General features: G+C 47.3%; 28 protein-coding genes. 21 read left to right on the top strand and 7 right to left on the bottom strand.

Annotation, left to right across the window (positions count from 1 at the left end; genetic code table 11):
• The first annotated feature begins 3 nt into the window (after positions 1–3).
• The 11 genes from B2X00_RS12515 to B2X00_RS12465 all read left to right on the top strand — a co-directional run bounded on the left by B2X00_RS12515 (position 4) and on the right by B2X00_RS12465 (position 9,282).
• Positions 4–966, top strand: a complete 963-nt coding sequence (locus B2X00_RS12515; protein WP_290488016.1) for a beta-ketoacyl-ACP synthase III — start codon at positions 4–6, stop codon at positions 964–966.
• Positions 967–974: 8 nt separating this feature from the next.
• Positions 975–1,895: an ACP S-malonyltransferase gene (gene fabD / locus B2X00_RS12510; protein WP_290488014.1), complete on the top strand. Its 921-nt coding sequence runs from the start codon at positions 975–977 to the stop codon at positions 1,893–1,895.
• Positions 1,896–1,910: 15 nt separating this feature from the next.
• On the top strand, positions 1,911–2,648 hold the full coding sequence (gene fabG, locus B2X00_RS12505; RefSeq protein WP_290488012.1) for a 3-oxoacyl-ACP reductase FabG: 738 nt from the start codon (positions 1,911–1,913) through the stop codon (positions 2,646–2,648).
• A 119-nt stretch (positions 2,649–2,767) separates the two neighbouring features.
• Positions 2,768–3,007: an acyl carrier protein gene (gene acpP / locus B2X00_RS12500; protein ID WP_071462711.1), complete on the top strand. Its 240-nt coding sequence runs from the start codon at positions 2,768–2,770 to the stop codon at positions 3,005–3,007.
• Positions 3,008–3,104: 97 nt separating this feature from the next.
• Positions 3,105–3,893 (top strand): aminodeoxychorismate lyase, encoded by a 789-nt coding sequence (gene pabC / locus B2X00_RS12495; RefSeq protein ID WP_290488010.1) that lies wholly within the window; start codon positions 3,105–3,107, stop codon positions 3,891–3,893.
• Positions 3,877–4,881, top strand: coding sequence for an endolytic transglycosylase MltG (gene mltG / locus B2X00_RS12490; protein ID WP_290488008.1), 1,005 nt, complete (start codon positions 3,877–3,879; stop codon positions 4,879–4,881). The genes pabC and mltG overlap by 17 nt, the downstream gene beginning before the upstream one ends.
• A 20-nt stretch (positions 4,882–4,901) precedes the next feature.
• The gene (gene tmk, locus B2X00_RS12485; RefSeq protein WP_290488006.1) at positions 4,902–5,519 is read left to right on the top strand and encodes a dTMP kinase; all 618 of its coding nucleotides are present in this window, start codon (positions 4,902–4,904) and stop codon (positions 5,517–5,519) included.
• The gene (locus B2X00_RS12480; protein WP_290488004.1) at positions 5,519–6,391 is read left to right on the top strand and encodes a DNA polymerase III subunit delta'; all 873 of its coding nucleotides are present in this window, start codon (positions 5,519–5,521) and stop codon (positions 6,389–6,391) included. Before tmk ends, B2X00_RS12480 begins: the two co-directional genes overlap by 1 nt.
• Complete coding sequence (locus B2X00_RS12475; RefSeq protein ID WP_290488002.1) at positions 6,369–6,695, top strand: hypothetical protein; 327 nt, start codon at positions 6,369–6,371, stop codon at positions 6,693–6,695. The genes B2X00_RS12480 and B2X00_RS12475 overlap by 23 nt, the downstream gene beginning before the upstream one ends.
• A gap of 15 nt (positions 6,696–6,710) precedes the next feature.
• Positions 6,711–7,502, top strand: a complete 792-nt coding sequence (locus B2X00_RS12470) for a TatD family hydrolase (protein WP_290488000.1) — start codon at positions 6,711–6,713, stop codon at positions 7,500–7,502.
• Between the two features lie 292 nt (positions 7,503–7,794).
• Positions 7,795–9,282, top strand: coding sequence for a bifunctional 2-methylcitrate dehydratase/aconitate hydratase (locus B2X00_RS12465; RefSeq protein ID WP_290487998.1), 1,488 nt, complete (start codon positions 7,795–7,797; stop codon positions 9,280–9,282).
• Between the two features lie 21 nt (positions 9,283–9,303).
• Here B2X00_RS12465 and B2X00_RS12460 read toward each other — a convergent pair whose 3' ends face one another.
• The 3 genes from B2X00_RS12460 to sppA are packed head-to-tail and all read right to left on the bottom strand — an operon-like array spanning position 9,304 to position 13,572.
• A complete protein-coding gene (locus B2X00_RS12460) occupies positions 9,304–10,647 on the bottom strand; it encodes a sodium-dependent transporter (RefSeq protein ID WP_290487997.1) in 1,344 nt (447 codons plus the stop codon).
• 25 nt (positions 10,648–10,672) lie between these two features.
• Complete coding sequence (gene ansA / locus B2X00_RS12455; RefSeq protein WP_290487995.1) at positions 10,673–11,683, bottom strand: asparaginase; 1,011 nt, start codon at positions 11,681–11,683, stop codon at positions 10,673–10,675.
• Positions 11,684–11,721: 38 nt separating this feature from the next.
• Positions 11,722–13,572, bottom strand: a complete 1,851-nt coding sequence (sppA, locus tag B2X00_RS12450; protein ID WP_290487991.1) for a signal peptide peptidase SppA — start codon at positions 13,570–13,572, stop codon at positions 11,722–11,724.
• Positions 13,573–13,681: 109 nt separating this feature from the next.
• On the opposite strand from sppA, the gene B2X00_RS12445 reads away from it, so the two are divergent.
• Positions 13,682–14,245 (top strand): nitroreductase family protein, encoded by a 564-nt coding sequence (locus B2X00_RS12445; RefSeq protein ID WP_290487989.1) that lies wholly within the window; start codon positions 13,682–13,684, stop codon positions 14,243–14,245.
• Between the two features lie 74 nt (positions 14,246–14,319).
• Here B2X00_RS12445 and asnS read toward each other — a convergent pair whose 3' ends face one another.
• Entirely contained in the window at positions 14,320–15,720 is a 1,401-nt protein-coding gene (gene asnS / locus B2X00_RS12440; protein ID WP_290487987.1) for an asparagine--tRNA ligase, read from the bottom strand.
• 99 nt (positions 15,721–15,819) lie between these two features.
• On the opposite strand from asnS, the gene B2X00_RS12435 reads away from it, so the two are divergent.
• A complete protein-coding gene (locus tag B2X00_RS12435) occupies positions 15,820–16,182 on the top strand; it encodes a hypothetical protein (RefSeq protein WP_290487985.1) in 363 nt (120 codons plus the stop codon).
• Here the strand turns inward: B2X00_RS12435 and bioA are convergent.
• Positions 16,175–17,470: an adenosylmethionine--8-amino-7-oxononanoate transaminase gene (gene bioA, locus B2X00_RS12430; RefSeq protein WP_290487983.1), complete on the bottom strand. Its 1,296-nt coding sequence runs from the start codon at positions 17,468–17,470 to the stop codon at positions 16,175–16,177. The genes B2X00_RS12435 and bioA overlap by 8 nt on opposite strands.
• Before the next feature lie 106 nt (positions 17,471–17,576).
• Here bioA and bioB point away from each other — a divergent pair, with 106 nt between their 5' ends.
• From bioB to bioD, 4 genes are read left to right on the top strand one after another with little or no spacing between them, the layout of a single operon-like run.
• A complete protein-coding gene (bioB, locus tag B2X00_RS12425) occupies positions 17,577–18,629 on the top strand; it encodes a biotin synthase BioB (RefSeq protein WP_290487981.1) in 1,053 nt (350 codons plus the stop codon).
• Complete coding sequence (locus tag B2X00_RS12420) at positions 18,589–19,719, top strand: aminotransferase class I/II-fold pyridoxal phosphate-dependent enzyme (protein WP_290487979.1); 1,131 nt, start codon at positions 18,589–18,591, stop codon at positions 19,717–19,719. The genes bioB and B2X00_RS12420 overlap by 41 nt, the downstream gene beginning before the upstream one ends.
• Before the next feature lie 9 nt (positions 19,720–19,728).
• Positions 19,729–20,505: a methyltransferase domain-containing protein gene (locus B2X00_RS12415; protein ID WP_290488048.1), complete on the top strand. Its 777-nt coding sequence runs from the start codon at positions 19,729–19,731 to the stop codon at positions 20,503–20,505.
• Positions 20,506–20,517: 12 nt separating this feature from the next.
• Positions 20,518–21,192, top strand: a complete 675-nt coding sequence (bioD, locus tag B2X00_RS12410) for a dethiobiotin synthase (protein ID WP_290487977.1) — start codon at positions 20,518–20,520, stop codon at positions 21,190–21,192.
• Here bioD and pepE read toward each other — a convergent pair.
• Positions 21,181–21,891, bottom strand: a complete 711-nt coding sequence (gene pepE, locus B2X00_RS12405) for a dipeptidase PepE (protein WP_290487975.1) — start codon at positions 21,889–21,891, stop codon at positions 21,181–21,183. The genes bioD and pepE overlap by 12 nt on opposite strands.
• A 128-nt stretch (positions 21,892–22,019) precedes the next feature.
• Here pepE and htpX point away from each other — a divergent pair, with 128 nt between their 5' ends.
• From htpX to B2X00_RS12390, 3 genes are all read left to right on the top strand, one after another.
• Entirely contained in the window at positions 22,020–22,895 is an 876-nt protein-coding gene (gene htpX / locus B2X00_RS12400) for a protease HtpX (protein ID WP_290487973.1), read from the top strand.
• A 95-nt stretch (positions 22,896–22,990) separates the two neighbouring features.
• Complete coding sequence (locus B2X00_RS12395) at positions 22,991–24,349, top strand: class II 3-deoxy-7-phosphoheptulonate synthase (protein ID WP_071462730.1); 1,359 nt, start codon at positions 22,991–22,993, stop codon at positions 24,347–24,349.
• Positions 24,350–24,395: 46 nt separating this feature from the next.
• A complete protein-coding gene (locus B2X00_RS12390; RefSeq protein WP_290487970.1) occupies positions 24,396–25,193 on the top strand; it encodes a DUF1338 domain-containing protein in 798 nt (265 codons plus the stop codon).
• Positions 25,194–25,262: 69 nt separating this feature from the next.
• Here the strand turns inward: B2X00_RS12390 and ppsR are convergent, their stop codons facing one another.
• Complete coding sequence (gene ppsR / locus B2X00_RS12385) at positions 25,263–26,072, bottom strand: posphoenolpyruvate synthetase regulatory kinase/phosphorylase PpsR (protein WP_290487968.1); 810 nt, start codon at positions 26,070–26,072, stop codon at positions 25,263–25,265.
• A 129-nt stretch (positions 26,073–26,201) separates the two neighbouring features.
• On the opposite strand from ppsR, the gene B2X00_RS12380 reads away from it, so the two are divergent.
• On the top strand, positions 26,202–26,690 hold a 489-nt coding region (locus tag B2X00_RS12380), incomplete at its 3' end, for a PEP/pyruvate-binding domain-containing protein (protein ID WP_290487966.1).

Genomic DNA, 26,690 nt, shown 5'->3' with positions numbered 1-26,690 from the left:
TTTATGACGTATTCAAAAATCGCCGGTACTGGGCATTATCTCCCGAACCAGCGACGCACGAACGACGACTTAAGTCGACAAGTCGATACCTCTGACGAATGGATTACAGAGCGCACAGGTATAAAAGAACGCCGCATTGCAAGTGTTGATGAAGGCGTGGCCTCGATGGGCGCAGCAGCAGCACGAAAAGCGCTAGATGCCGCCAATATCTCCGCAAATGATATCGATATGATCGTTGTAGCAACGACGTCTGCAGATTATGCATTCCCAAGTGCAGCCTGTGAAATTCAAGCCTTGCTAGGGATAACAGAAACACCTGCGTTTGATGTCGGAGCTGCGTGCTCAGGTTTTATTTTCGCACTCAGTGTAGCTGATCAATATATTAAAACCGGACAACATCAACGTGTTTTAGTTATTGGTAGCGATGTGTTAGCGCGGCTGTGCCATCCCGAAGACCGTAATACGTTGGTTTTATTTGGTGACGGCGCGGGCGCTGTGGTACTTGAAAGTAGCGCTGAAGCGGGTATTCTCTCAACTCATCTAGCCAGTGCCGGTGAATTCGCTCATTTATTGGGGGCTGCGCAACCAAATAGAAGCACAGACGAATCTGAGCGCGGTGGCTGGATGTACATGAAAGGCAATGAGGTATTCCGTGTCGCAGTCGACAAGTTGAGTCGGTTGGTAACTGATACCTTAGCTGACAATGATATGAGTCCTGACCAGTTGGATTGGTTAATTCCTCATCAGGCAAACTTAAGAATTATCAAAGCAACCGCCAAAAAATTGAAACTGCCGATGTCGCAGGTCATTATAACACTCGATAAAACAGGCAACACTTCGGCTGCTTCGGTGCCTATCGCACTCGATGTGGCAGTGCGTGATGGCCGTGTTAAGCGCGGCGACAATTTACTTTTAGAAGCGTTTGGCGGCGGCTTCGCGTGGGGTTCCGCGTTGGTTAAATTTTAGAGGACACTATGACAAAAATTGCTTATGTATTTCCGGGTCAAGGATCTCAATCTCAGGGGATGCTTGCTGACCTTGCTCAAGAACATGCGGTGATTCAGGCAACCTTTGCGGAAGCGTCTGAGGAGTTGGGCTATGATTTATGGACCATAGCGCAAGACGGGCCTGAGGAAAAACTTAATGATACGCGTATTACTCAACCGCTGTTGTTAACAGCGAGTGTCGCGCTGTTTCGCTTAGCGCAGGAGAAAGGGTTACATCAACCCACCGTGATGGCTGGTCATAGCTTAGGCGAGTATTCGGCATTAACCTGTGCAGGCGTGCTTGAATTTCGTGATGCCGTTCGTCTAGTCGCATTACGCGGTGAGGCAATGCAGAACGCAGTGGCACCGGGCGAGGGTGCGATGGCGGCAGTCATTGGATTGGATGACGAGGTCATTGCTGAGTTATGTCAAAAAGCAGCCGATGATGAGGTGGTAACTCCGGTAAATTACAACTCACCTGGCCAAGTAGTGATTGCGGGTCATCGCAATGCAGTTGCGCGTGCGAGCGAATTGCTTAAAGAAGCAGGTGCGAAACGTGTACTTCCGTTGCCAGTGAGTGTTCCGTCACACTGTGAGCTGATGAAACCCGCTGCTGAGCAATTAATGTCCGCGCTAAAATCGGTGACCTTTAAACCAGCGTCATGTGCTGTAATTAATAATGTTGATGTTACGGTTAATGACGATCCGGAGGCGATAAAAGATGCGCTAGTGCGCCAACTGTATTTTCCCGTTCGTTGGACCGAAACGGTCGAAAAGCTGACCGATATGGATGTCCAAGCAGCCTATGAAGTGGGCCCTGGGAAAGTACTCACAGGCCTTTCAAAGCGAATTACCAAAGCCTTTGGGTGCCAAGCACTCAATACGCCCGAAGCTTTTACTACTGAATAAGTAAAGAGGTAGACCATGTTTTCATTAAATGAACAAGTTGCTCTGGTTACAGGTGCGAGTCGTGGCATCGGCCGCAAAATTGCTGAACAATTAGCAGCGCAAGGTGCTTTTGTTATTGGTACGGCGACCAGTGACAAAGGCGCTGAATCAATTTCTGATTATCTTGGCGACAAGGGCCAAGGACTCGCATTAAACGTCAACGAAGTCGACGAGCTTGCCGAAAAAATTAAAGATATTGAAAAGACGCATGGAAAAATCGATATCCTCGTCAATAATGCGGGGATCACCCGTGACAACCTGATGATGCGAATGAAGGAAGACGACTGGAGCGCAGTCATCGATACTAACCTGACTGCTGTATTCCGAATCTGCAAACTGGTTATTCGTGGCATGATGAAGCGCCGTCACGGTCGCATCATCAATATCAGTTCAGTTGTGGGTACGACTGGTAACCCTGGACAAGTCAATTATTGTGCAGCAAAAGCGGGTTTGGTGGGCTTCTCAAAATCATTGGCTAAAGAAGTAGCCGCGCGCGGTATTACCGTAAACTGTGTCGCGCCTGGATTTATCGACACCGATATGACCAAAGCATTAACGGATGATCAGAAACAGGCGATCTATGCTAATATTCCAGCAGAGCGTTTGGGTCAGCCGGAAGAAATTGCCTCTGCCGTAGTATTTTTAGCGAGCAAGGGCGCCGCTTATATCACTGGCGAAACCATTCACGTGAATGGTGGTATGGCCATGGTGTAAAGTCCAAGGGGTATGACCTCTAGGATATTTTTAAATTTTTACTTTATATTTCGCGTTGGTTTCACTAAACTAGCCGAAAATTTTGACACTCGTGAAGACTATTTAAGGATTTTATAATCATGAGCACTATCGAAGAACGCGTAAAAAAAATCATCATCGAGCAACTAGGTGTTAAAGAAGAAGAAGTTAAACCAGAAGCTTCTTTCGAAAATGACTTAGGTGCTGATTCACTTGATACAGTAGAATTGGTTATGGCGCTTGAAGAAGAGTTTGAAACTGAGATTCCTGATGAAGAAGCAGAGAAGATCAAAACTGTTCAAGCTGCAATCGATTACGTTAAGTCGCACTCTGACGACTAATTACACGCAGTTAGCTGTAATACCGAAAGGGCGGCCTATGGCCGCCTTTTTTATGTGAAAATTTACGAGAGTACGTTACACAGCCGAGGCTTGGTTTATGTTTGATACACTCTACGATGCGGATAAGGGATTTGATCGTGGTCTTCAATTCGGTGATGGACATTTCACGACGATCCTGTTCAAACATCAGCAGCCTCAATTATGGCCCTATCATAAACAGCGTTTAATTGCTGCTAGCGAGCGACTCGAGATACCGTTACCTGACAGGCTACTAAAAACAATCGAGGACAGCCTGTTAGCGGCTTGTCGGGAGCACGTAACGGGTGTAGCTAAGATTATTATCACGCGAGGGAATAGTCGTCAGGGCTATCGTTTGCCATCAGACTGTCACCCTAATTGGTATTTAACAACATCAACAAGACCTCAGCTGAACAACTCGGCGGTTAAAGTGGCTGTAGCGGAGACTCGGCTTGGAGAGCAGCCGCTGTTGGCGGGTTTAAAAACACTCAATCGACTCGAACAGGTACTGCTCCATAAAGAACTTAAATCCGCGAGTTTTGATGACTTCATTGTGTGTTCAAGTAATGGTTACGTTACCGAAGCGATTCAAGGTAATCTATTTTGGTATGCTGATGGGGTCTGGTATACACCTAAGCTCGATCGTTGTGGTGTCGCGGGCGTCATGAGAGAAGCGATAATCGAACGTGAGTTGCTCCCCGCGCTTAACATTATAGAAGCGAAAGTGGCTGATTTATGTTCTGTGAGTTCGATGTTTATCACCAATTCGGTAAAGGGAGTGATTCCTGTATCGCAAATACATGATAAGGTAATCAATACTCAAATACCGGTCGATCTAAAAGCATTTATTGATGAAACGTGCGCTTAAATTCCTAACTTTATTTTTATGTCTCGTTGTCTTGATGTCAGCCGCGGTATTCGCATTAACCCAATGGCGGCTGGCTCAACCGCTTGCATCAGCAGGTAATGATGATGTGTTTGAAGTCGCTGTAGGCGATACTGCTCGCTCGATTGTCAGTCGAGTTAATTCACGTTTTAACCGCGATTTTAGTGAACTTGACTATCGTTTAAGCCAATTTCTAGTTGGAGTGGATCGGCTGCCGGCCGGCGTTTACCGTTTATCCTCCAATGACTCGTGGCTATCGCTATGGAGTCGAATCAAGAATAATGAAGAAGCTTTGTTCAGTATCACTTTGATAGAGGGTCAGACCATAACCCAATGGATGACGCAGCTGAATAGAGCGGAATATATGAAGCACACAATTGACGGTGTGGATGAATTGTCGGTAATTATGGGGATTGAGCAAGCATCGGCTGAGGGGTGGTTTTATCCAGAAACTTACCACTATCGTGCACATGAAACCGATCGCTCAATTTTACGCCGAGCACATGATAAAATGAAAACTATCGTGAACGAGGCGTGGCAACAGCGTAATCCCCGATGTGAAGTGGACTCGCCCTACGAGCTGCTCATCTTAGCGTCGATTATCGAAAAGGAAACCGGCCTGTCGGGCGAGCGAGATTTGGTTTCTAGTGTGTTCCATAATCGGTTGCGTGTCGGCATGCGTTTGCAGTCTGATCCGACAACGATTTACGGTATTGATGACTTTGATGGTAATCTTACGCGTGCGCATTTGAGAGAAAAAACGCCCTATAATACGTATCGGATCGATGGCTTACCGCCAACGCCTATCGCCATTCCAAGCGAAGCGGCTGTGCGCGCGGCCGCTCAACCCGTGCCATCCGACTACTTTTATTTTGTAGCCAATAAGCAGGGCGAGCATGTATTCTCTGAGACATTAGAGCAGCACCAACGGGCTGTGCGCCGTTATCAGCTCAATCAAGATACCGAATAGCCAATAGGAAAGATGTTTAAATGGAAGGGAAATTTGTTGTAATCGAAGGCTTAGAGGGTGCAGGCAAAAGCTCGGCTATTGCAAGTATCGTAAGCCATCTTCAGGCCAAGGGTATTCGCACTGAAACCGTACGTGAACCAGGCGGAACGCCGATGGCTGAAGCCATTCGTGAGCTTGTGAAGCAACGTTGGGAAGAGCAGGTGCAACCTGCGACAGAATTATTACTTATGTACGCAAGCCGCGTACAACTGGTAAAAACGGTCATTGAACCTGCGTTAACGGATGGTGTTTGGGTGATAGGCGATCGTCACGACTTATCATCACAAGCGTATCAAGGCGGTGGACGTGAACTCGGTGCTGACCTGCTTAAACAACTGAAAACGATTGCACTCGGTTCGTTTGCACCGGATCTGACCCTGTATCTGGATGTGGACGAAGAAACGGGTTTGCAACGCGCCCGTGGCCGCGGTGAGTTGGATCGAATCGAAGAAGAGGATATTGAGTTTTTTCGACGCACGCGTGCGCGGTATTTGGAACTAGCAAAACGGGACCCCAATATTGTCATTATTAATGCCAATCAAGAAATGCTTAAAGTTCATCAAGCTATTCTGCGAGCTTTAGAGGAGCACTTGTTCTAATGGCTTTTCCTTGGATGCGAACACCTTGGCAACAGCTGTTGGCCGCTTTTCAGTCTCAACGCCTTTCTCATGCTTATTACTTTAAGCATGCGCCCGAGTATGGAACAGCGGCGTTTGCACAAGAATTCATATCGTTATTGCTGTGTCGAAAGCCTGGCAAACGCGCCTGTGGCGAGTGTAAGGCCTGTCTCTTACGAAAAGCGAATAACCACCCAGATATTATTGAATTTAAAGTCGATGATAAGCAAAGTACGTTAGGTGTTGATGAAGTACGCCGTTTAACACGATTCATTCATCAAACAGCTAACCAGGGCGGGCGCAGGGTAATTTACCTTGAGGCCATGGATCGTATGACGGAGCAAGCTTCCAACGCGATTCTAAAGATGCTCGAAGAGCCGCCCGAGGATGTCGTCTGGTTACTAACTGTGCAGCAGCCAGAGCGCATTTTGGCAACATTACGCAGCCGCATGCAATGGCTAACGATATCGTTTCCTAAAGAGCATTCCGAGGAACAACAAGCGCTCGCACAGCAGGTTCTTCGGGCAATCGACAAACAAGCACCTTTTCCTACGCTGGGTGCAAAACAAAACGCGTTACAGTGGATTGACGTGAGCGAACACGTGTTGATCGATCTTTGGAAAGTACATGCAGCCGCACCTCTTGCACAACTAACGTTTCCTGAACTTTACGATAGTTACCGAACAGTCGTTATCAACGGTTTATCATCAGTGCAGCCAATCGATCAAAAAATAAGTGAGCTCCGACAATTAAGGCAGTTATCGACTCAAGCACGTGGGTTAAACCTCGCTATAATCTTGCAAAACCAATGGTTAACTTGGACGCAAGCGGATGCAGGTGATCCCACAACTTAATTATCGCTTTGATACCCCCGAAAGCTTAGCCCGCCATATTTCCCCCATTGATACTTTGCTGATGCTGTGGTGTCGCGTTCGGCAGCTGCCGGCAGAACGCTTGCGAGTATCGGTTATGCTCCCTGACGGATTAGCCCCTTTTAACGGAAAGCTGGTGGTTGGAAGCTCACTCGTTGGTATCGATGGTCACTGTTTAGTAGGACTTATAATTGATGAGCAAGAAGCTTTACTTCGCTTACGCTGTATGGCTTTGATTCAGCCCTATCGGCAAATCTGTGGTACTATTCTGACTCAGTTATTTTAGTCGTTAGGAGCAAGAATGTTTGTCGACTCCCATTGCCATCTGGATAAAATTGATCCTGCCAAAGTCGGTTTAACGCTACAGCAAGTGGTTGATAACGCGCGTGCACAGCAAGTTGAGAAAATTCTCTGTGTTAATGTCACGCTTGAGGATTTTCCGCATATGCGCGATACCGTAGCGGAGTTTGAAGACGTAAGTATTTCTTGTGGCTTACATCCTTTATATGTCGGCGACAACAAAACGCCACTCGATCAAATGCACGCTCACCTAAAACAGCTATCGAGTGAGTCACGTGTGGTTGCTATAGGCGAAACAGGACTCGACTATTTCTACGATGCTGATAGTAAAGCCGTACAACAACAAAGCTTTGCAACTCATATTGATGTGGCTGTTGAGCTGAATAAGCCTTTGATTATTCATACCCGGGATGCACGGGAAGATACTCTGGCTTTGCTTAACAATGGACACGCTGAGCGTTGTGGTGGGGTATTACACTGTTTTACGGAAACGCTTGAGATGGCAGAGCGTGCCATTGATGAGCTTGGTTTTTACATATCAATTTCAGGTATTGCGAGTTTCCGTAATGCTGAGGCGTTAAGAGATGTCGTTAAAGCACTACCGCTTGAAAGATTGCTAATAGAAACAGATAGTCCGTGGCTAGCACCTGTGCCGCACAGGGGAAAGCAAAATCAACCTGCGTACGTAACCGATGTTGCAAAATGTGTCGCTGACACTAAAGGTATCACGTTAGAAGAGGTTGCTCGGGTCACCACTCAGAATTTTTACAACCTGTTTAAAGGCTGTGCATAAGCTTGGGGTATAGTGTTAGCCACTTGGGCCTCACCTAATTAAGCTGTTGATTTAATGGGTTTTTAAAAATTTTAAAAAATCATTAGATCTTTCCAAAATCTGTTCTAGACTAAACTATAACGACTACTTTTTAGTCAGTTGTTATTTTGATTAGCGCACGGCTCATCCCATGAGCCATTCCCCTATACCCGGAGCGAAAGGTTTGCTCCGGGTTTTTTTTAGCCGATTTTGGGCGATCGAATCACACCAGGTACTCGTATGACAAGATACAACAATAGCAAGGAGGTTCCTCGTGTCTGATCAATTCGATAGTAACGAACGCCCCGATTTTGATAGCGAAATAAAGGAAATTGCGAGTTACGTTTCACAGCCACTGACAGCGAGTCAAGAAGCTAAGGATACAGCATACGCGTGTTTACTTGATTCACTCGGGTGTGGATTGTTGGCATTGCGCTATCCAGAATGCACGAAGCATCTGGGTCCACGTTTAGGGCTTGATGCGAGTGCAGGGCAGGTGCGTGTTCCCGGCACCCATTTTAAACTCGATCCAGAGAAAGCCGCTTGGGATATCGGCTGTATTATACGGTGGCTTGATTATAACGACACATGGCTTGCTGCAGAGTGGGGGCACCCCTCGGACAATCTTGGGGCAATTCTCGCTGTAGCTGACTTCGTGAGCCAGCAAAATCGCGCGACAGGTAAAGCCCCTGTGGGGTTAGATACCGTGCTTGAAGCAATGATTAAAGCGCACGAAATACAAGGCAACTTGGCCATCAAAAACAGTTTTAACCGTGTTGGCTTGGATCACGTTCTATTGGTCAAGGTCGCAAGCACGGCTGTAGCTACGTGGCTCATGGGAGGCAGTCAGCAGCAAATAGAAGTCGCTTTGTCACATGCATGGGTCGATGGGCACGCGCTGCGAACTTATCGCCACGCCCCGAATGCAGGCTCGCGTAAATCGTGGGCGGCAGGTGATGCCTGCGGACGGGCCATTAGACTGGCTGATATCGCATTAAGGGGTGAAATGGGAATTCCAGGCGCGCTATCAGCGCCACAATGGGGATTCTACGACGTGCTATTTAGCAAAACCAATCGTGACCAACAGATAAAGCCAGAAAACGAACGACGTTTCCTCTTTGAACGAGATTACGGCTGTTATGTGATGGAAAACATTCTGTTTAAACTGAGTTTTCCTGCTGAATTCCACGCCCAAACTGCGTGCGAGGCTGCGATAAAACTACATGATCAGGTAAAAGGGCGCTTAGACGCAATTGAACGCATCGAAATCACTACTCATGAGTCTGCCATTCGAATTATTTCAAAACGAGGCGCGCTGAATAACCCCGCTGACCGCGATCATTGCTTACAATATATGACGGCCGTATGTTTAGCGTATGGTGAACTTAACGCTGATCACTACGAAGATAGTTTTCATGAGCAGCATCCAGAAATCGACCAGTTGCGTGAGTTAATGGAGGTTTCGGAAAAAGAGTCTTTTAGTGCCGACTATCTCGATCCAGATAAACGTTCGATTGCCAATGCGGTGCAGGTCTTTTTTAAAGACGGTTCGAAAACAGAACAGGTGGTTGTTGAGTATCCTATTGGGCATCGCAAGCGCAGAGAAGAAGGTATGAAAGTGCTGAAATCTAAATTTTTAGCTAATCTGAAGACTTGTTTTCCTTCCGAACGGGCACACCGTATCATGGCTCAGTGTGATGACTCATCAGCGACCAAAGACCTCGCAGCTGATGAGTTTATTCAGCTATTTGCCATGTCGTAAAGTAGCGTTATCTGGCAAGGCTCAACCTTGCCAGATAACTAATCCGATTAAGATCGGGCAGATAAACTTTACATACCACGGCCAAATCTTCCAAAATAACGACTGTTCGATATTTTCAGCACCTTGCTGCAATGCTTTTAGCAGTATATGTTGGCGAAGAACCCAAGTTAACATCATGCCAAAGATAAGTGCCATGATGGGTTGCATGTATACCGTACTAAACGTAATGACAGCACCAAACAGCGATTCAAAGTTGACGACAATTACGCCAGAAATCAAAGTAACGACTGTGGCAATGACCCATGTGCCTGCATGTCGCTCTAAATTTAACTCTTCGCGTAGGGCATTGACAGGGGCTTCTAGCATCGAAATTGAAGAAGTAATAGCGGCTATAAGCATGAGCAAAAAGAAAGCAAAAGCCACGAAGAGACCTGCCAAACCAAGACTATCAAACATCGCCGGTAGTACCGTAAACACGAGTGTGTCGGCGGACTTTAAAGTGCCATCCGCTGCATAAATTTCTACACCATTGTTGTGTGCCACAAACATGGCAGGCAAAATAAGTAAGCCTGCCAAGAAAGCGACACTGGTATCAATTAACGTAACCCAGCCGGCGGTTTTAGGAATGTTCTCTTGACTCGAGAGGTAGGCACCGTAGGTCATCATTACGCAAACACCTAACGAAAGCGAGAAGAACGCTTGCCCCATCGCGCTAATAATCAGTTCGGGCTTAAAGATCTCATTAAAATCAGGGCGCAAGTACATCACTAAGCCTTCTGATGCACCCGGTTGACTGAGTATATAGATAGCCATACCAATCAGCAAAATAAACAACATCGGCATGAGTCGCCGCGACCAACGTTCAATACCCTGATTGACGCCGCCTCGAACCACGTACACGGTAAGCAACATAAACACCAACATCGCGACGAGGTTTCGTTCAACGCTAAAGTCCGTTAGCCATGTAGCAGTCGCATCTAAGCCGATTAATGTCATTAACGGGGCGAGCATATAGGAAAGTAGCCAGCCAGATACGATTGCGTAGAAACTCAATATCAGCGCGAGAACAACTAAACCGACCATACCCGACAATGCCCCAAACATGCGTACAAGCTTACCTTCTGACATGGAGCGGAGTGCGTCGATGGGATTCGTTCGCTTCAGTCGTCCAATGGTAATTTCAGCGACTAACATCGGATAAGCAAGTAGCAGAATCATGACGAGATAAACAAGTAGGAATGCTCCACCGCCGTTGCTAGCGGCTTGCGTCGGAAAACCCCAAATGTTACCAACGCCGACTGCGGAACCTGCGGCGGCAAGTATAAAGCCTAAACGTGAGGCAAAAGCTGGTTTTTGAGATGCCATAATGAGTTCTTATTATTGTTGTTGATTATTGAGTCAATTCGCCGCGCAAGTCCGTTGTAATGTGTTCAATGATGGCTTGGCGAGAGAGGTTTTGTGATAGCAGATAGTGCAGTTTGGTAAGCGCTGCTTCAATTGTCATATCATTACCCGAAACAATGCCGATTTGCGCGAGCGCGTTGCCTGTCGCATACCCATCCATATTGACTCGACCTTTAAAGCATTGCGTACAATTAACGATGATAATGCCTTGTTCAATGCCGCGTTTAAAGCTATCGAGTAACTTTTTATCTTGTGGAGCATTACCGACACCGTAGCTCTGAATAATGAGCGCCTTGACTGGTTGCTGCATCATATTATCGATTAACTTGTGCGAGATACCTGGATAAAGCATCACTACGCCGATCGGCTGTGGCGTCATCTCGGCTACTGACATAGGTACGGAAGGCGGTGTGCTGAGTTCACCTGCATTAAGTTTAATTTGAATACCCGCCTCAAGTAATGAAGGGTAGTTAGGTGATGAGAACGCGTTAAAGCCATTGGCATCGGCTTTAGTAGCACGGTTACCTCTGAATAGTGTGTTATTAAAAAACAGACTCACCTCATTAATCGGATAATTTGCTGCAATATAGAGCGCATTAAGCAAGTTAATTTGACCATCCGAACGCAGAGCGGATAGCGGTATTTGCGAGCCGGTAACGATGACGGGCTTGCCTAAGTCTTGCAGCATAAATGATAGAGCTGATGCGGTATAAGCCATCGTATCTGTGCCATGCAAGATAACAAAACCATCGTAGCGATCGTAGTTTTGTTCGATGTCGCGTGCGATACGAACCCAATCGGAGGGGGTCATATCCGATGAATCCATGAGCGGCGTATATTCGTGGATATCGAAGTGCGGCATTTCTTCTCGAAAAAACTCGGGCAAGTTCTCGACACATTGGCTCAGGTGTCCCGCTGCCGGGACATAGCCCTGAGCCGACTTTTTCATACCGATGGTACCGCCTGTGTAGGCGACGTAAATATTCTTACGTTCCAAACTCTACTCCAAAGGGTGACTGTGTGTTACCACACAGTTTACCGCGGTTGGACGCAGAGTGCACAGTAGGTATAGATATTTTTTGGGTCGTTAAAGTTTTGCAGTGCTTCTGACTCGCTTATCACGTGTCGAACGTTACGCACTAACCAGTTTTGCTCACTTGAAGCAAACGGCCATGACAGATTGGACTGCCCCATGAACTCAGCGAAAAATTGCTGCTGTGGGCTTAAGTCTTGTGTCACGGTGTTGATCGCGTAATCGGTCAGTTCAGCACGCTTGGCGGCTGCCTGGATCGCATCATCAAAATCTCCCAGATTATCAACCAAACCACGTTCCAAGGCTTGGCGACCTGTCCAAATACGTCCTTGTGCGACATTATCAACCGCTTCAGGGGTCATATTACGCGCTTCAGCGACCATCGTAATAAAGAACTGATAAAAGTTTTCAGTCGAGCGTTGTAGTATGCGTGCTTGACTGTCGCTAATACCTTCAAGGGTATTAAGTGACTCAATTTCTGTGGTACTGACACTGTCACTATGCACGCCAATTGCGGCCGCACTGTCTTCAAGCGTCATGACCAAGCCAAATACACCGATTGAACCAGTAATCGTGGTTGGGGCTGCCCAGATTTCGTCCGCTTCAGCGGCAATCCAGTACCCACCCGAAGCAGCGACACTGCTCATTGAGGCAATAACTGGAATTCCTTTTTCTTTCAGCTGTAAAACTTCTTGACGAATAATTTCGGAAGCGAAGCCGCTGCCACCGGGCGAGTCGATGCGCAAAACGACTGCTTTAGTGCGTTCATCCTCACCCGCTTTACGCAATAGGGCCGCTGTGCTGTCACCGCCAATCATGCCTGCGCGCTGTGTGCCATTGACAATTTGACCACGGGCTACCACAACCGCAATTTGATCTTTCTTAGATTCAGCGAGTGGATTGAAGTCTTCGTCCGGTTCAGTGATGTAGGCTGAAAAACCAATGTTACGGAAGGTTTTTGCATCTTCATCGTAACCTGACAGGTTAATCAACTCATTGCGAATTTCGGTGCGTGTTTTAAGCGCGTCGACTAGATTGGTATCTAACGCCATTTGCGCCATATCGCCATTCGCTGATTCAAACGCCGCCATATAGTCGTCGAGCTGACCGCTGGTGATGGTGTCTGAAAGTTGACGTTGTGCAGTGACATCGGCTTTAAAGTGGTCCCACATCGCATCGTACAAATATTCGTTGGCTTCACGCGCTTCATCCGACATTGAATTACGGATGAAAGGCTCAACCGCGGCTTTATAGGTACCGACTTTAAATACATGCGGTTTTACTTTGAGTTTATCGAGTAGCTCTTTGAAATAAACTTGTGAATAATCAAACCCATCAAAAGCAACTGAACCGAGTGGATTCAAATAAACTTTATCAGCGTATGAAGCCAAGTAATATTGATACTGCTCGAAGTAATCACCGGCTGCAATAATTGGCTTGTTGCTGGTTTTAAAATCACTCAACGCTTCACCGACGGCTTGCAGTTTGTTGACACCGCTTGGGTACATTGATGATAGGTCGAGGTACAGCGCACCGATGCGGTCGTCGGTTTTTGCTTTCTCAATGGCATCAACGACGTCCGCTAATAGGACTTCCGGGATCTCATCATCGGCGCCGAACGCACGATTGAAAAACTGGTCAACCGGATCGCGGTAAGTTTTTTCTTCTACCAATATACCATGGGGATTCAATACAAGTACGCTATTATCCGGTACTTCAACGGGATCTTCCTCGCTCACAATGACGGCAATAAAACCGATCAGTAGGGCGAAAAAAATAACATTGAGGATAACGATACGTAACCCATTGATGATTCGCCAAATATATTTAAATATAGAGCCAATAAAACGCATAGGGCCTTCCTAACTTAAGATATAATTCGATAGCTTATACAATCCGTATGTGCTTAACCAGAGTAAGAATGTAACGAAGCATGACAAAAGCTGACAAAATAGAGGTAATATGGACGCGCTAGAACTGCTACAGACACGCTCATCAATGCCGCGCTTAATGGAGCCAGCACCAACCACCGAACAGCTTGAAATTATTAAAAAAGCTGCAGTTCGGGTTCCCGATCATGTGAACCTCAGCCCTTATGCATTTTATCAGTTTATGGGCAGTGATCGACAAGTACTGGCAGACATTTATCAACAGGCTGCGAGGCTCAACGAATTCTCTGAAGAACGCGTTGAACAAGCAGGGCAAATCCCATTTCGCGCACCACTTATCATTACTGCCTGTTTGCGTTACCAAAGGCACGATAAAGTGCCTCGCGAAGAACAGTTCGCCACCACAGCCTGTGCGCTGATGGCGATGCAACAGGCGGCTTTTGCACAAGGACTTGGGGCTATTTGGCGTACGGGTTGGCCGGCTCAAAACGACTACGTGCGCGAGCAATTTAAATGCAGCGAAGACGATGAAATTGTAGGTTTTCTCTACATTGGAACACCGGCAGTGCCGACGCCTATAAAACCTGAGAAGGACTATTCGCCTTATTTTCTAACCGCGAACCAAGTGGCAGAGTAGCGTAATTGAGTGTCTAAAATAAAAAAGCCAGCAACAGCTGGCTTTTTACATTCATATTGGGTAAACGCACGCGTTTAGAATTGCGCCGATTTAGGAGCGCGTGGGAACGGAATCACATCGCGGATATTTTGCATACCCGTAACGTATGACACTAAACGCTCAAAGCCTAGGCCAAAACCTGCATGAGGTACAGTACCGTAGCGACGCAAATCACGATAGAACTCGTACTCTTCAGCCGGCAGATCCATCTCCGCAATACGCTGATCAAGCACATCGAGGCGTTCTTCGCGCGCGCTGCCTCCAATAATTTCGCCAATGCCTGGCGCTAATACGTCCATTGCGGCAACAGTTTTGCCATCTTCATTCTGACGCATATAAAAAGCTTTGATATCACGTGGGTAGTTCTTCAGAATGACAGGCGCTCCGACGTGCTCTTCGGCTAAGTAGCGCTCATGTTCAGATTGCAAGTCAACTCCCCATTCGACCGGGTACTCGAATTGCTTACCACAGTTCTTCAATATTTCGATGGCATCCGTGTAGTCCATGTGAACGAAATCACTATCGACCATACGCGTGAGGCGCTCGACCACATCTTTGTTAATGCGTTGTTCAAAGAACGCCATATCGTCAGGGCGTTCTTCAAGTACTGCTTTGAAGACATACTTCAACATGTCTTCTGCAAGGTGCGCGACATCATCGAGGTCGGCAAACGCAACTTCCGGCTCAACCATCCAAAATTCTGACAAGTGGCGACTCGTGTTTGAGTTTTCCGCTCGGAATGTCGGACCAAAGGTATACACTTTGCTCAACGAGCAAGCGTAAGATTCAACGTTGAGCTGACCGGATACCGTTAAAAATGCCTCTTTACCGAAGAAGTCTTGTGAGAAATCAACATTACCTTGCTCGGTTTTCGGGACATTCATCAAGTCAAGCGTCGAAACACGGAACATTTCACCGGCACCTTCACAGTCCGAGGTGGTAATAATCGGTGTACTAACCCATAGATAACCGTGCTCATGGAAGAAACGATGGATGGCTTGCGACAAGGTGTTGCGAACACGCATGACAGCGCCTGTCACATTGGTGCGCGGGCGTAAATGTGCGTATTCGCGCAAATATTCCATGCTGTGGCGCTTAGGTGCCATCGGGTAGGTATCTGGATCCTCGACCCAGCCATAGACTTTTACGCCAGTCGCCTGCAGTTCGAATGACTGCCCTTTACCTTGTGACTCAACCACCACACCGGTGATCGCCACTGAGCACCCGGTGGTCAATTTGAGCACTTCGGACTCATAATTAGGTAATTCAGCAGGCACAACAGCCTGGATGGCATCAAAGCATGAGCCATCATGTACGTTAATAAATGAAATACCCGCTTTTGAATCACGCCGCGTCCGTACCCATCCACGGACCGTAACTGTTTCATCAACGGCGACTTTTCCTGCTAACACATCCACGACAGAAGCATACGACATGGGTAAGAAATCTCCGAAATGCAAATTTAACTAAATAAAGGTTGCTATGTTACCTGTCTTTGGCACAGACTCAAGTAGGATCCTATTAAAACTGACGATATGCGTAGCAATGACAGCAAACGACTGCAAAAATTAAGTGCATGGCGTCGCGTGATGGGGACGCTTTCAATTCTTGGCTGGTTGATTTTCATCGCGGCACTCATTATTTACGATTTCGCCAAACCCGAAACGGGCACGATGTTTAGTGAGTGGACCGGTATCGATCTGCGCACAACATGGGTGAGCAGTTTAGCAGGGCTCTATTTATTCTTAATGGCACTCGGTTTGGTTGTCAGTTTGATTGCTTGCATACTCAATATTTGGTTGCATCAAAAACGACGGGCTCACATTTGGATAAACACGCTGATACTGGGATTAGCTAGCATCAGCGGTCTACTATTGTTCTTTTACGGCTTTAGCTAGTAACTGATTTGAGGTATTGCGCAATAGCATGAGTCAGTTTACTGAGCTGTTGAGTACTAATGCAGTAGGGGGGCATGATGTACATGAGCCGGCCAAATGGGCGTATCCACACACCCAGCTCAACAAACAATGCCTGCGTGCGCGCAACATCGACGGCATTGTTAAGCTCCACAACGCCAATAGCCCCGAGAACGCGCACATTATTTACTTCAGGATGCTGGTTTAAAGGTATTAATTCTTCAATCAGCTGTTGCTCAATCTGCTGAACCTGTGCTCGCCAATTGCCTTGTTGAATTAATGCTAACGAAGCACTTGCGACAGCGCAGGCAAGAGGGTTTCCCATAAACGTAGGACCGTGCATCAAAGCGCCACCCCCTTGACCTTGACCGATCGCCTCAGCGACTTTTGCATGAGTGAGCGTCGCAGCCAGTGTCATATAACCACCGGTTAACGCCTTTCCTACGCACATGATATCGGGCACTATACCCGCGTGATCGCAACCAAACAGTTGTCCTGTGCGACCAAAACCGGTGGCTATTTCGTCGGCTATGAGTAGCACATTATACTGGTCGCATAAGCGTCTAAGTTGCTTTAGGTATTCTGGGTGATAGAACCGCATGCCACCGGCGCCCTGAACCACCGGCTCGACAATCACTGCCGCAATCACACCATGATGTTGCTCCAATTCCTGTTGAATAGCATTGAGGCTGCTTGGATCCCACGCTGCACCAAACTCGACCGCTGGACGCTCAACAAAACGTTGATTACATAAAGCGTGTCGAAACATATGATGCATACCATTAACGGGGTCACAGACTGACATGGCTGCAAAGGTGTCACCATGGTAGCCACCCCGTATAGTCAGGAGTTGGCTTTTTTCCGGCTGTTCAATAGAAAACCAATACTGAAGCGCCATTTTTATCGCAACTTCCACACTGACTGAGCCGGAATCGGCAATAAATACGCGATCAAGTGGTGCGGGCGTCAGATCAATTAAGCGCTCAACCATTTCGATTGCAGGTTGATGGGTGAGGCCACCAAACATGACGTGACTCATTTTATCGGCTTGCGCGTGCACTGCGGCATTGAGCTGAGGATGGTTATAACCGTGGATTGCAGCCCACCAAGAGGACATACCGTCAACTAAGCGTTCACCTGAGCTCAACGTAATCTCGCACCCATGCGCCGACGCCACGTGATAGCAGGGTAAGGGATCTGTCATGGAAGTGTAGGGGTGCCATATATGTTGCTGGTCAAACTCGATAGCTTGCTGTAACGATTTGCTCACTTTATAACCTCTTGTAAAGTTTTTCGTTCGTAAAAAATTGACAGTTTATCGATTAGCAGTAATCTAGTCGAGCATGAGAAGCCAATAAATAAAAGAGAATAGCGATATGAGCGCGCAAAGCCAGACTTCGATACGAAACGATTGGTCCCTTGATGAGGTCAGTCGACTCCTTACCTTACCATTCAATGATTTGGTGTATCAGGCACAAACTGTGCATCGTCAACACTTTGACCCTAATCAGGTTCAGGTCAGTACTTTGCTATCAATTAAAACGGGGGCATGTCCCGAGGATTGTAAATATTGCCCACAAAGTGCGCATTATCATACGGGACTTGACCGTGAGCGGTTGATGGCCGTTGAAAAAGTATTGCAAGAGGCACAGCTCGCAAAAGAAAAAGGTGCTAGCCGCTTTTGTATGGGCGCTGCTTGGCGTAACCCGAAAGATCGTGACATGCCGTATGTGATCGAAATGGTTAAAGGCGTAAAAGAGTTGGGGTTAGAAACCTGCATGACGCTCGGTATGTTATCACCTGAGCAAGCGGCTGCGCTGCAGCAGGCAGGGCTTGACTACTATAACCACAACTTGGATACCTCGCCTGAGTTTTACGGCGACATTATCACTACTCGAACTTATCAAGATCGACTCAATACATTGCGCAACGTCCGTGACGCGGGCATGAAAGTCTGTGCAGGGGGTATTGTCGGCATGGGTGAGTCCGTCGAGGACCGTGCATCACTGCTGGTTCAGTTGGCTAATTTACCCAAGCATCCCGAAAGTGTGCCGATTAATATGTTAGTGAAAGTGAAAGGCACTCCGTTCGAGCATTTAGACGATCTTGATCCGATCGATTTTGTGCGCACGATAGCGGTGGCCCGTATTCTAATGCCCGCCTCGCACGTGCGTTTATCAGCGGGCCGCGAATACATGAGTGATGAAATGCAGGCGATGTGCTTCCTTGCAGGCGCTAACTCGATTTTTTACGGTGAGAAATTACTGACCACCAGCAACCCGGAGGCGGATGCTGATCTTAAGCTGTTTGAACGCTTAGGTATTACACCTGAAACCCGCGATGGGTATGACGATGAAGTTCATCAAACAGTGATTAATGAGGCGATCAGTGAGCAACAACAACCGCCACTTTATTACGACGCGTCTTAGGCAGCGTCGCGAATCAAACCTCTATCGCACAACGCAGGTGCGTGCGGCAAGCGCGCCACCTGCACAATTATCGTCGAATGATTACTTGGGTTTAGCTCAGCATCCGAAGGTAAAAGCCGCGGCACAGCAAGCGATTGATAACTGGGGTGTTGGAAGTACGGGCTCACCTTTATTAAGTGGCTACACCCAGCTGCATGAACAGCTCGAAGAGACACTATGTGATTGGCTGGGGTTCGAGGATGCGATCCTATTTAATACAGGGTTTGCCGCGAATCATGGCGCCATTACCTGCTTACTACACGCCCATTGCCAAGCTCAGGGTGGACGCATTTATGCTGATCGGTTGATACATGCGTCCATGGTGGAGGGCATGTTAAATAGCGGTATTCGATTTAAGCGCGTGCCTCACTTAACTTGGCCAACAAAGGCTCAAACTCAAGACTGGTTTATCAGTGAGAGTATCTACAGTATGGATGGCGATGAGCTTGGTCTGACTCAAAGTAGGCAATTCGCCGAACAGTCACCTGTTCAGTGGTTACTGGATGACGCACATGGTATTGGTGTCATCGGAGAGTACGGCGAGGGTTATCTTGGACAGCTCAATCAGCAGGTTAAGTTGGGTACCATCACTTTTGGGAAAGCCCTGGGAGCAAGTGGAGCGGCACTCGTGGGGAGCCGTGATGATATCGATGAAATTCGTCAGTTTTGTCGCGAATATATTTATTCGACCGCGATGCCACCGATGCAGGTGGCGGCGATACTCGCATCGATTGATATTGTTAGAGGACGTGAAGGGCAGTTAAGACGTGACGCACTGAATGAACGAATCGCTCGAATGAAAGGACTGATTGTGAAATACCAGTATCACTCAGTGACTTCTGACAGCGCTATTCAGACGATTATTCTGGGTGATGAAGTTTGCGCCATAGCGACCGGGAAACGCCTGAAAGAGGCCGGTATTGACGTCAGCGTCGTGCGTCCACCAACGGTACCGACAGGCACATCACGTCTGCGTATCAGCCTCAATAGTACGGTAGATATAAAGATGCTTGATGTGATGTTCGATCATCTTAATGCAGAAAGGACATAACCGGTGACGATGCAACCTGAACAATGGCTCACGCAAGTAGCTAAGCGCTTTGACAAAGCGGCTACGACATATACGCAATTTAATAAAACACAACACCTTTTTGCGCGACGTTTATATCAAAGAACGCATAGTAGCAATCTGGGTGACTGCTTAGATCTGGGGTGTGGCCCGGGTTCAGAAACGCAATTACTACTTGCGCATTGTCAGCAGTACCTCGGTGTTGATCCAGCTAAAGGGATGCTGGCACAGGCGAGCAAGTTGTTTCCGCACGTTGCGTATAAGCAGGGTAGTGCTGAGAACATTCCGACTCAAAATGCCCAGTTTGACACTGTGTTTGCCAATTTTTCACTGCAATGGTGTCCCGAGTTGAGCGCAGTAGCGGATGAGCTGTTTCGTGTCACTCGGTCCGGAGGTCAAGTGCTGATGAACACCTTACTCACGGGCACCTTCGCTGAATTGGTGGACGCCTATTCAGCGTTTGATGATAAACAGCACACGATAACTTACCGTACACAAGCTGAAGTGGAAGATAAATTTCGTCAAGCGGGCTTCCAAGTGGCAAGTGAGGTTATTGTCCACACCGATTACTTTGAGCGCTTTGAGACTTTACTGCGTCATATTAAGGGCGTAGGCGCGAGTCAAACGCCGCAGCAAGGCCGTGGGCTAATGACGCCGACACGGTGGCATAAACTTAAGGCCAACTATGAGCAAAAACGTACGTCAAAAGGACTTCCTTTGACTTGGAAAGTACTTGAATTGTCATTAATTAAAAACAAGCTGTATTAATTAAAGGTTAATATGAAGGTCTATTTTATTACGGGTACAGATACAGATGTGGGAAAAACAGTTGTAACACAGTCTGTGTTGCAACACCTCGCAGATAAAGGGCTCAAAACCTTAGCGATGAAACCGGTCGCGAGTGGCTGTGAGTGGGATGGGACGCGCTGGATTAATGCTGATGCGACCAATGCACGTCGTCATATGACGTTGGATTGTGATTATGGTTTAACTAACCCATTTGCATTTGAGCCGGCTATCGCGCCTCATATCGCGGCACAAGAAGCTGATGTATCATTCTCACTTGAGGATATGCTTCAGCACTTTAAGAGACTTGTTGCGTTGAACCCCGATGTCATTGTTGTCGAAGGAGCCGGCGGCTGGCTTTTACCGCTCTCCGATCAATTAATGATGCCTGAGTTTGTAAAAGCAATTAATGCTGAGGTCATTTTAACCGTCGGTATGAAGCTCGGCTGTCTGAATCATGCGATGCTCACTGAGCAAGCGATATTTTCATCGTCAGTGCCCATTACAGGCTGGATAACTAATCAGCCTAGCGTTGAACCCATGGCACGGTCTGAACAGAATCTCGATACACTAAAGCAGCGTATGGCGAGTTCACATCTCGGCTCAATAAGCTTTGATGCGAACTGGCAAAACTCAGCATTAGGACATTTAATTCACTTACCCGATTAACTGACTTATACGCTGTAAGTCATGTTGCACATGTTTGCCTGTGCTATCTATCAGCACGGGCTGTGCATCTCCTCGCCAGTGACATTCACCGGCCCGTATTTCCAGTCCTGTACCCTCTGGCAAACCCAATACCGTCTCAGTGTTATTTAACGCAATGAACTCATTGAGACGGTCATCGCGTGTTTCACCATTGAACCCCGGAGGGTGATAGTCGGTGTAATGTGGATTCATTTGTAAATTAACTAACCGCAACGCATCGAAACTCGGTGGCTCAACAATTGGCATATCATTGGTGGTTTTGATGGTCTTACCGGCGATGTTTGACCCAGCACTCCAGCCGACATAAGGAGTCCCCGCATTTACTGTATCGCGAAGCGGCTCAATCAGCTGGTGTTGATAAATTAAATTCAATAACTGAAAGGTGTTGCCACCGCCGACAGCAATTGCTTGGGCCTCACGTACAGCGGTGATCGGATCGGCATACTCCTCAATACCTTTCACGCTGACATCTATGGGGGCAAGCGCATTGCGGACTTTATCGGTGTATTGGCTATGTGTCATTCCTACGCCTGCGTAGGGAATAAAAAGCACTGTTGCATTGCCAACGCTGTTTTTTATCCATTCTCTATTGTGGGCAAGGTAGTCAGTATCTCCAACGCGAGAACTGCTCAAAAGTAGTAGGTTCATGTGTTGTGTCATAGGTTAGCTCTGATTCCAGCGTAAATGATTAAAATATTTTACGTATTCATCACTAGAAATGTAAGCCAATCACCCATATTTAGCATATCATCTAGACCGATTTGTCCTAGCTTACTGAGGGTATGTGTATGCAACGCATCTTACTGTTTTTAATGACCAATATAGCCATCTTAGTGGTCGTTAGTTTCGTTTTTAATATTATAAGCGCAAACACGGGTCTCACCGTGCAAAACCCGCTAGGGCTTTTAATACTATGTGGCCTGTTTGGTTTTGGTGGCGCCTTCGTATCGCTTTTTATCTCGCGTTGGATGGCGGTTCGGGCGACAGGCGCGCAAGTTATTGAGCAACCGCGGACACCGGTTGAACGTTGGTTGGTTGAAACGGTCAAGCAACAGACTCAAAAAGCGGGTATTCCAATGCCTCAAGTCGCTATTTTTCCGTCTCATGCGCCTAATGCATTCGCCACCGGTCGTAGCAAATCAAATTCACTTGTAGCGGTCAGTACGGGGTTGCTTGAACAGATGAACCAAGATGAGATCGAGGCGGTGTTGGCGCATGAGGTGAGTCACATTGCTAACGGTGACATGGTGACATTGACGCTGATTCAGGGCGTAGTGAATACGTTTGTGATGTTCTTTGCTCGCATTATTGCAAGTGCGATCGATAACACAACCCGTGGCAATAATCAGCAGGGTGGCGGGCTTGGAACGCTGGCGTATTTTGGCATCGTTATGGTGCTAGAGATCGTATTTGGTATTTTAGCCAGCATCATCGTGATGTGGTTTTCACGCAAACGTGAATTCCGTGCTGATGCGGGCTCGGCTCAGTTGGTCGGTAAGCAAAAAATGATAGCTGCACTCGAGCGTTTGCAGCGGGGTCAGGAACCCGAATTAAAAGGTTCAATGCTGGCTTTTGGTATTAATGGTAAACGTAGTGGTTTAAGTCGTTTGTTTATGTCTCACCCACCATTGAGTGAGCGAATTGAAGCATTACGCAGAATTTGAATAAAAACTTAGCATTCACGCGGGGTTGGGCATTGCTTTTCACGCCTGACCTCGCTAGATTGGTGGTTTCGATAACCACAACTGGATAGGATGTTATGAGCCAGTGGAGTGCACGTAGTTGGCGTGATAAACCCATCAAGCAACAACCGCAATACCCAAACAAAGAACACTTACAACAGGTTGAGTCACAACTGAGTCAATTTCCGCCGTTAGTGTTTGCAGAAGAGATACGCGCGTTACGTAGTCAGTTGACGGATGTCTGCCATGGCGAGGGCTTTTTATTGCAGGGCGGAGACTGCGCTGAATCGTTTGCAGACTTCAATGCGCCCAAGATTCGCGATACGTTCAAAGTTATTTTGCAGATGGCCATCGTGATGACCTTTGCAGGCTCGTGTCCAGTGACTAAGGTCGCGCGAATGGCGGGGCAGTATGCAAAACCACGCTCAAGTGATCTGGAGACAATCAATGGTGTGAGCTTACCGAGTTATCGCGGTGACATCATAAATGATATGGCATTTACTGACGCGGCGCGCACGCCCGATCCTGAGCGCATGTTGAAGGCTTACCATCACTCTGCAGCAACGCTTAACCTTTTGCGCGCCTTTGCTCAAGGTGGCCTCGCTAATTTGCATAAGGTGCATAAGTGGAACCTTGGCTTTTTGGCTGCTAACCCACTGAAAGAACGCTACCAAGAGATTGCCGAGCAAATTCAGTCAGCACTTAAATTTATGGAAGTGTTGGGCATCAATGCTGAAAACAATGCCACCTTACATGAAACTCAGCTGTTCACCTCTCACGAGGCATTATTACTCCCGTATGAACAAGCTTTGACACGAACCGACACGTTAACCGGCTTACCATACGACTGTTCGGCACACATGATCTGGATTGGAGAACGCACACGCCAACTGGATCACGCGCACGTTGAATTCATGCGTGGTATTCATAACCCAATTGGCGTCAAAGTGGGACCGACCATGGATCCTGACGAGCTGATTCGGTTAATTGACGCGGTCAATCCTGATAATGAGGCAGGCCGTCTAACGCTCATTTCACGTATGGGTGCCGACAATTTAGCCGACAACCTTCCGCGTCTGGTTCGACGTGTGCAGCAAGAAGGTCGCAATGTGGTGTGGTCGAGTGATCCAATGCATGGCAATACGACAAAAGCAGATGGTGGGTTGAAAACACGTAACTTTGACGCCATACATAAAGAATTACGTCAATTCTTTGCGGTACATCAAGCAGAGGGGAGCTATGCAGGTGGTATCCATCTGGAGATGACTGGCGAGGATGTGACAGAATGTACAGGTGGTGCGTACCAAATTAGCGAAGCTGATTTATCCAGCCGCTACCGCACTCAGTGCGACCCAAGGCTGAACGCCGACCAAGTGCTAGAACTTGCCTTTTTGGTCGCTGAGTCACTTGGGGCCGCACGCAATGGGCACGGTTAATTCGCCACTTTTTTGAGTAACTTTTACGTTAAAAGGATTAAATTTCATGTCTCAACATGTCGAGCAGCTGTTTGAACGTCTTTGGCAAGATTATATTTCCCGCACGCCTTCGGCACCCAAGGTGCACGAGGTGTTAGGAAAAGGGCATCCGATTGTAAATGATCACGTTGCTTTCCGAACGTTTGATATTGCTCCGGTACGTCTTGAAGCGCTCGCGCAACATTTTTTAGATTTAGGCTATAAAGAAGGTGGTGACTATCACTTTGAAGCTAAAAAGCTTCGTGCGAAGCACTTTGAGCATGAAGATCCAACCTTGCCTAAGGTCTTTATTAGCGAGCTAATGACTGAGGAGTTTAGTGATAGCTTGCAGGCTAAGGTTAAGGAAATGGTGAGCCATATTAATCCAGAGGATGTCAAAAAAGACGACTTCTTGTACTCGGGAACGCATTGGCAAGTCAGTCATTCGGATTATCAAGCGTTATTAGAAGAAAGCGAGTACGCGGCGTGGATGGCTGCATTCGGCTTCTGCGCTAACCACTTCACTGTCAGCGTTAACCAATTACCGGGTTATACCGATCTTGAAGAAGTTAACCAAACGCTCAAAGATAACGGCTTCAAACTGAATACTTCGGGTGGCGAAATCAAGGGCTCACCTGAGGTTTATCTTGAACAGTCTTCAACCATGGCTAATCACCATCCGGTTGAGTTCAGTGATAAGACAGTAGAAATTCCTTCGTGCTTTTATGAGTTCGCTAAACGCTACGAAATTGAGCCGGGCAAGTTGTACTCAGGCTTCGTTGCGGCATCTGCGGATAAGATTTTTGAAAGCACTAACGCCAGTTAAACTCAGCGTTAGTAGTATTAAACGGCGACCAAGAGGTCGCCGTTTTTGTTTGTTCTGAAGAATAACGGGCTAGTAACGACGGCGTTGAAGATTCGTTTGCGCAAGTATCTTGGCGGCGATTTCTTCAACTGAGAAACGTGTCGAATTAATGAAAGGAATGGCTTCTTTGCGATATAATTTTTCGACTTCCGACAACTCGAAGCGACATTGCTGCATCGATGCATACTGGCTTCCCTCGCGGCGCTGACTGCGAATCTCATGTAAACGTTGCGAATCGAGCGTGAGTCCGAATAACTTGTGACGCTGCATTTTTAATTCATGGGGAAGACTAAGTCGTTCAAAGTCATCGTCCTCGGTGATCGGGTAGTTCGCTACTTTGATGCCATATTGCATGGCTAGGTAGAGACTCGTTGGTGTCTTACCCGTACGTGATACGCCAACAAGAATCAAATCAGCCTGAGCCAACTGGTTCAACTTTTTGCCATCGTCGTTATCGAGGGCGTAATTAATCGCTTCAACACGAAAGTTGTAGTCCTTGTGTACGCCATGAGTACGGTGAGTCTTAGGCTTTGCTTTGATCCCCAGTTCGTGCTCGACTTGGCCGACAAAGTTATCGAGAAAATCATAACTAATGCCGCCGCATTGGGTAATGCGTTGCTTGAGTTTTACATTGACAAACGTGTGAAAGATAAGCGGTGGCTCGCCATCGTCCTCGGCGGCACGTTGAATTTGTTTGCAGGCCATCTCTGCTTTAGCCTGGGTATCAATAAAGGGGAGTGTCTTATGCCTAAATTCAGTGGGAAACATCGAAAGCAATGCATGACCAAACGCCTCTGCAGTGAGTGCGGTCCCATCAGAGACGTAAAATGCGGTTCTCATGACCGTTTATTCCTTATTCTATAGATAAAAATCGAAAGCTTTGTAAATCGGATATTAACTTGTTGGCTAAGTATGTGTAAAATGTGGGCCACATCATACCTCCCATCGGATTAAATCGAGGAAAAAGACGTGCAAGAAAACGTACTGTGGTATCAGCAACTAGGAATGCAAGATGTCAACAGAGTGGGGGGTAAGAACGCCTCACTGGGTGAAATGATCAGTAACCTCGCGGGTGCAGGGGTTGAAGTCCCCGGCGGCTTTGCGACGACAGCAGATGCATATAACCAGTTTCTTGAGCAAAGTGGTCTAAATGACAAAATATATGAATTGCTCGACGGCCTCGACGTAAATGACGTTAATAAATTAACTGAAGCGGGCCGCACCATTCGTCAGTGGATTATCGACACGCCTTTCCAGCCCGCCTTCGAAACCGATATCAAACAAGCCTTTAGCCAACTCAGTGAAGACAACGATGGATTCAGCTTTGCTGTACGTAGCTCGGCGACGGCAGAAGATATGCCCGATGCCTCGTTTGCGGGTCAACAGGAAACTTTCTTAAACGTCCGCGGCCTCGATGCCGTGATGGAAGCCATTAAACACGTATTCGCTTCGTTATTT

Source organism: Idiomarina sp. UBA3162, assembly GCF_002364475.1.
GTDB lineage: Bacteria > Pseudomonadota > Gammaproteobacteria > Enterobacterales > Alteromonadaceae > Idiomarina.
The sequence above is the reverse complement of the archived record's forward strand: the minus strand, read 5'-3'. Positions and strand labels throughout refer to the sequence as shown.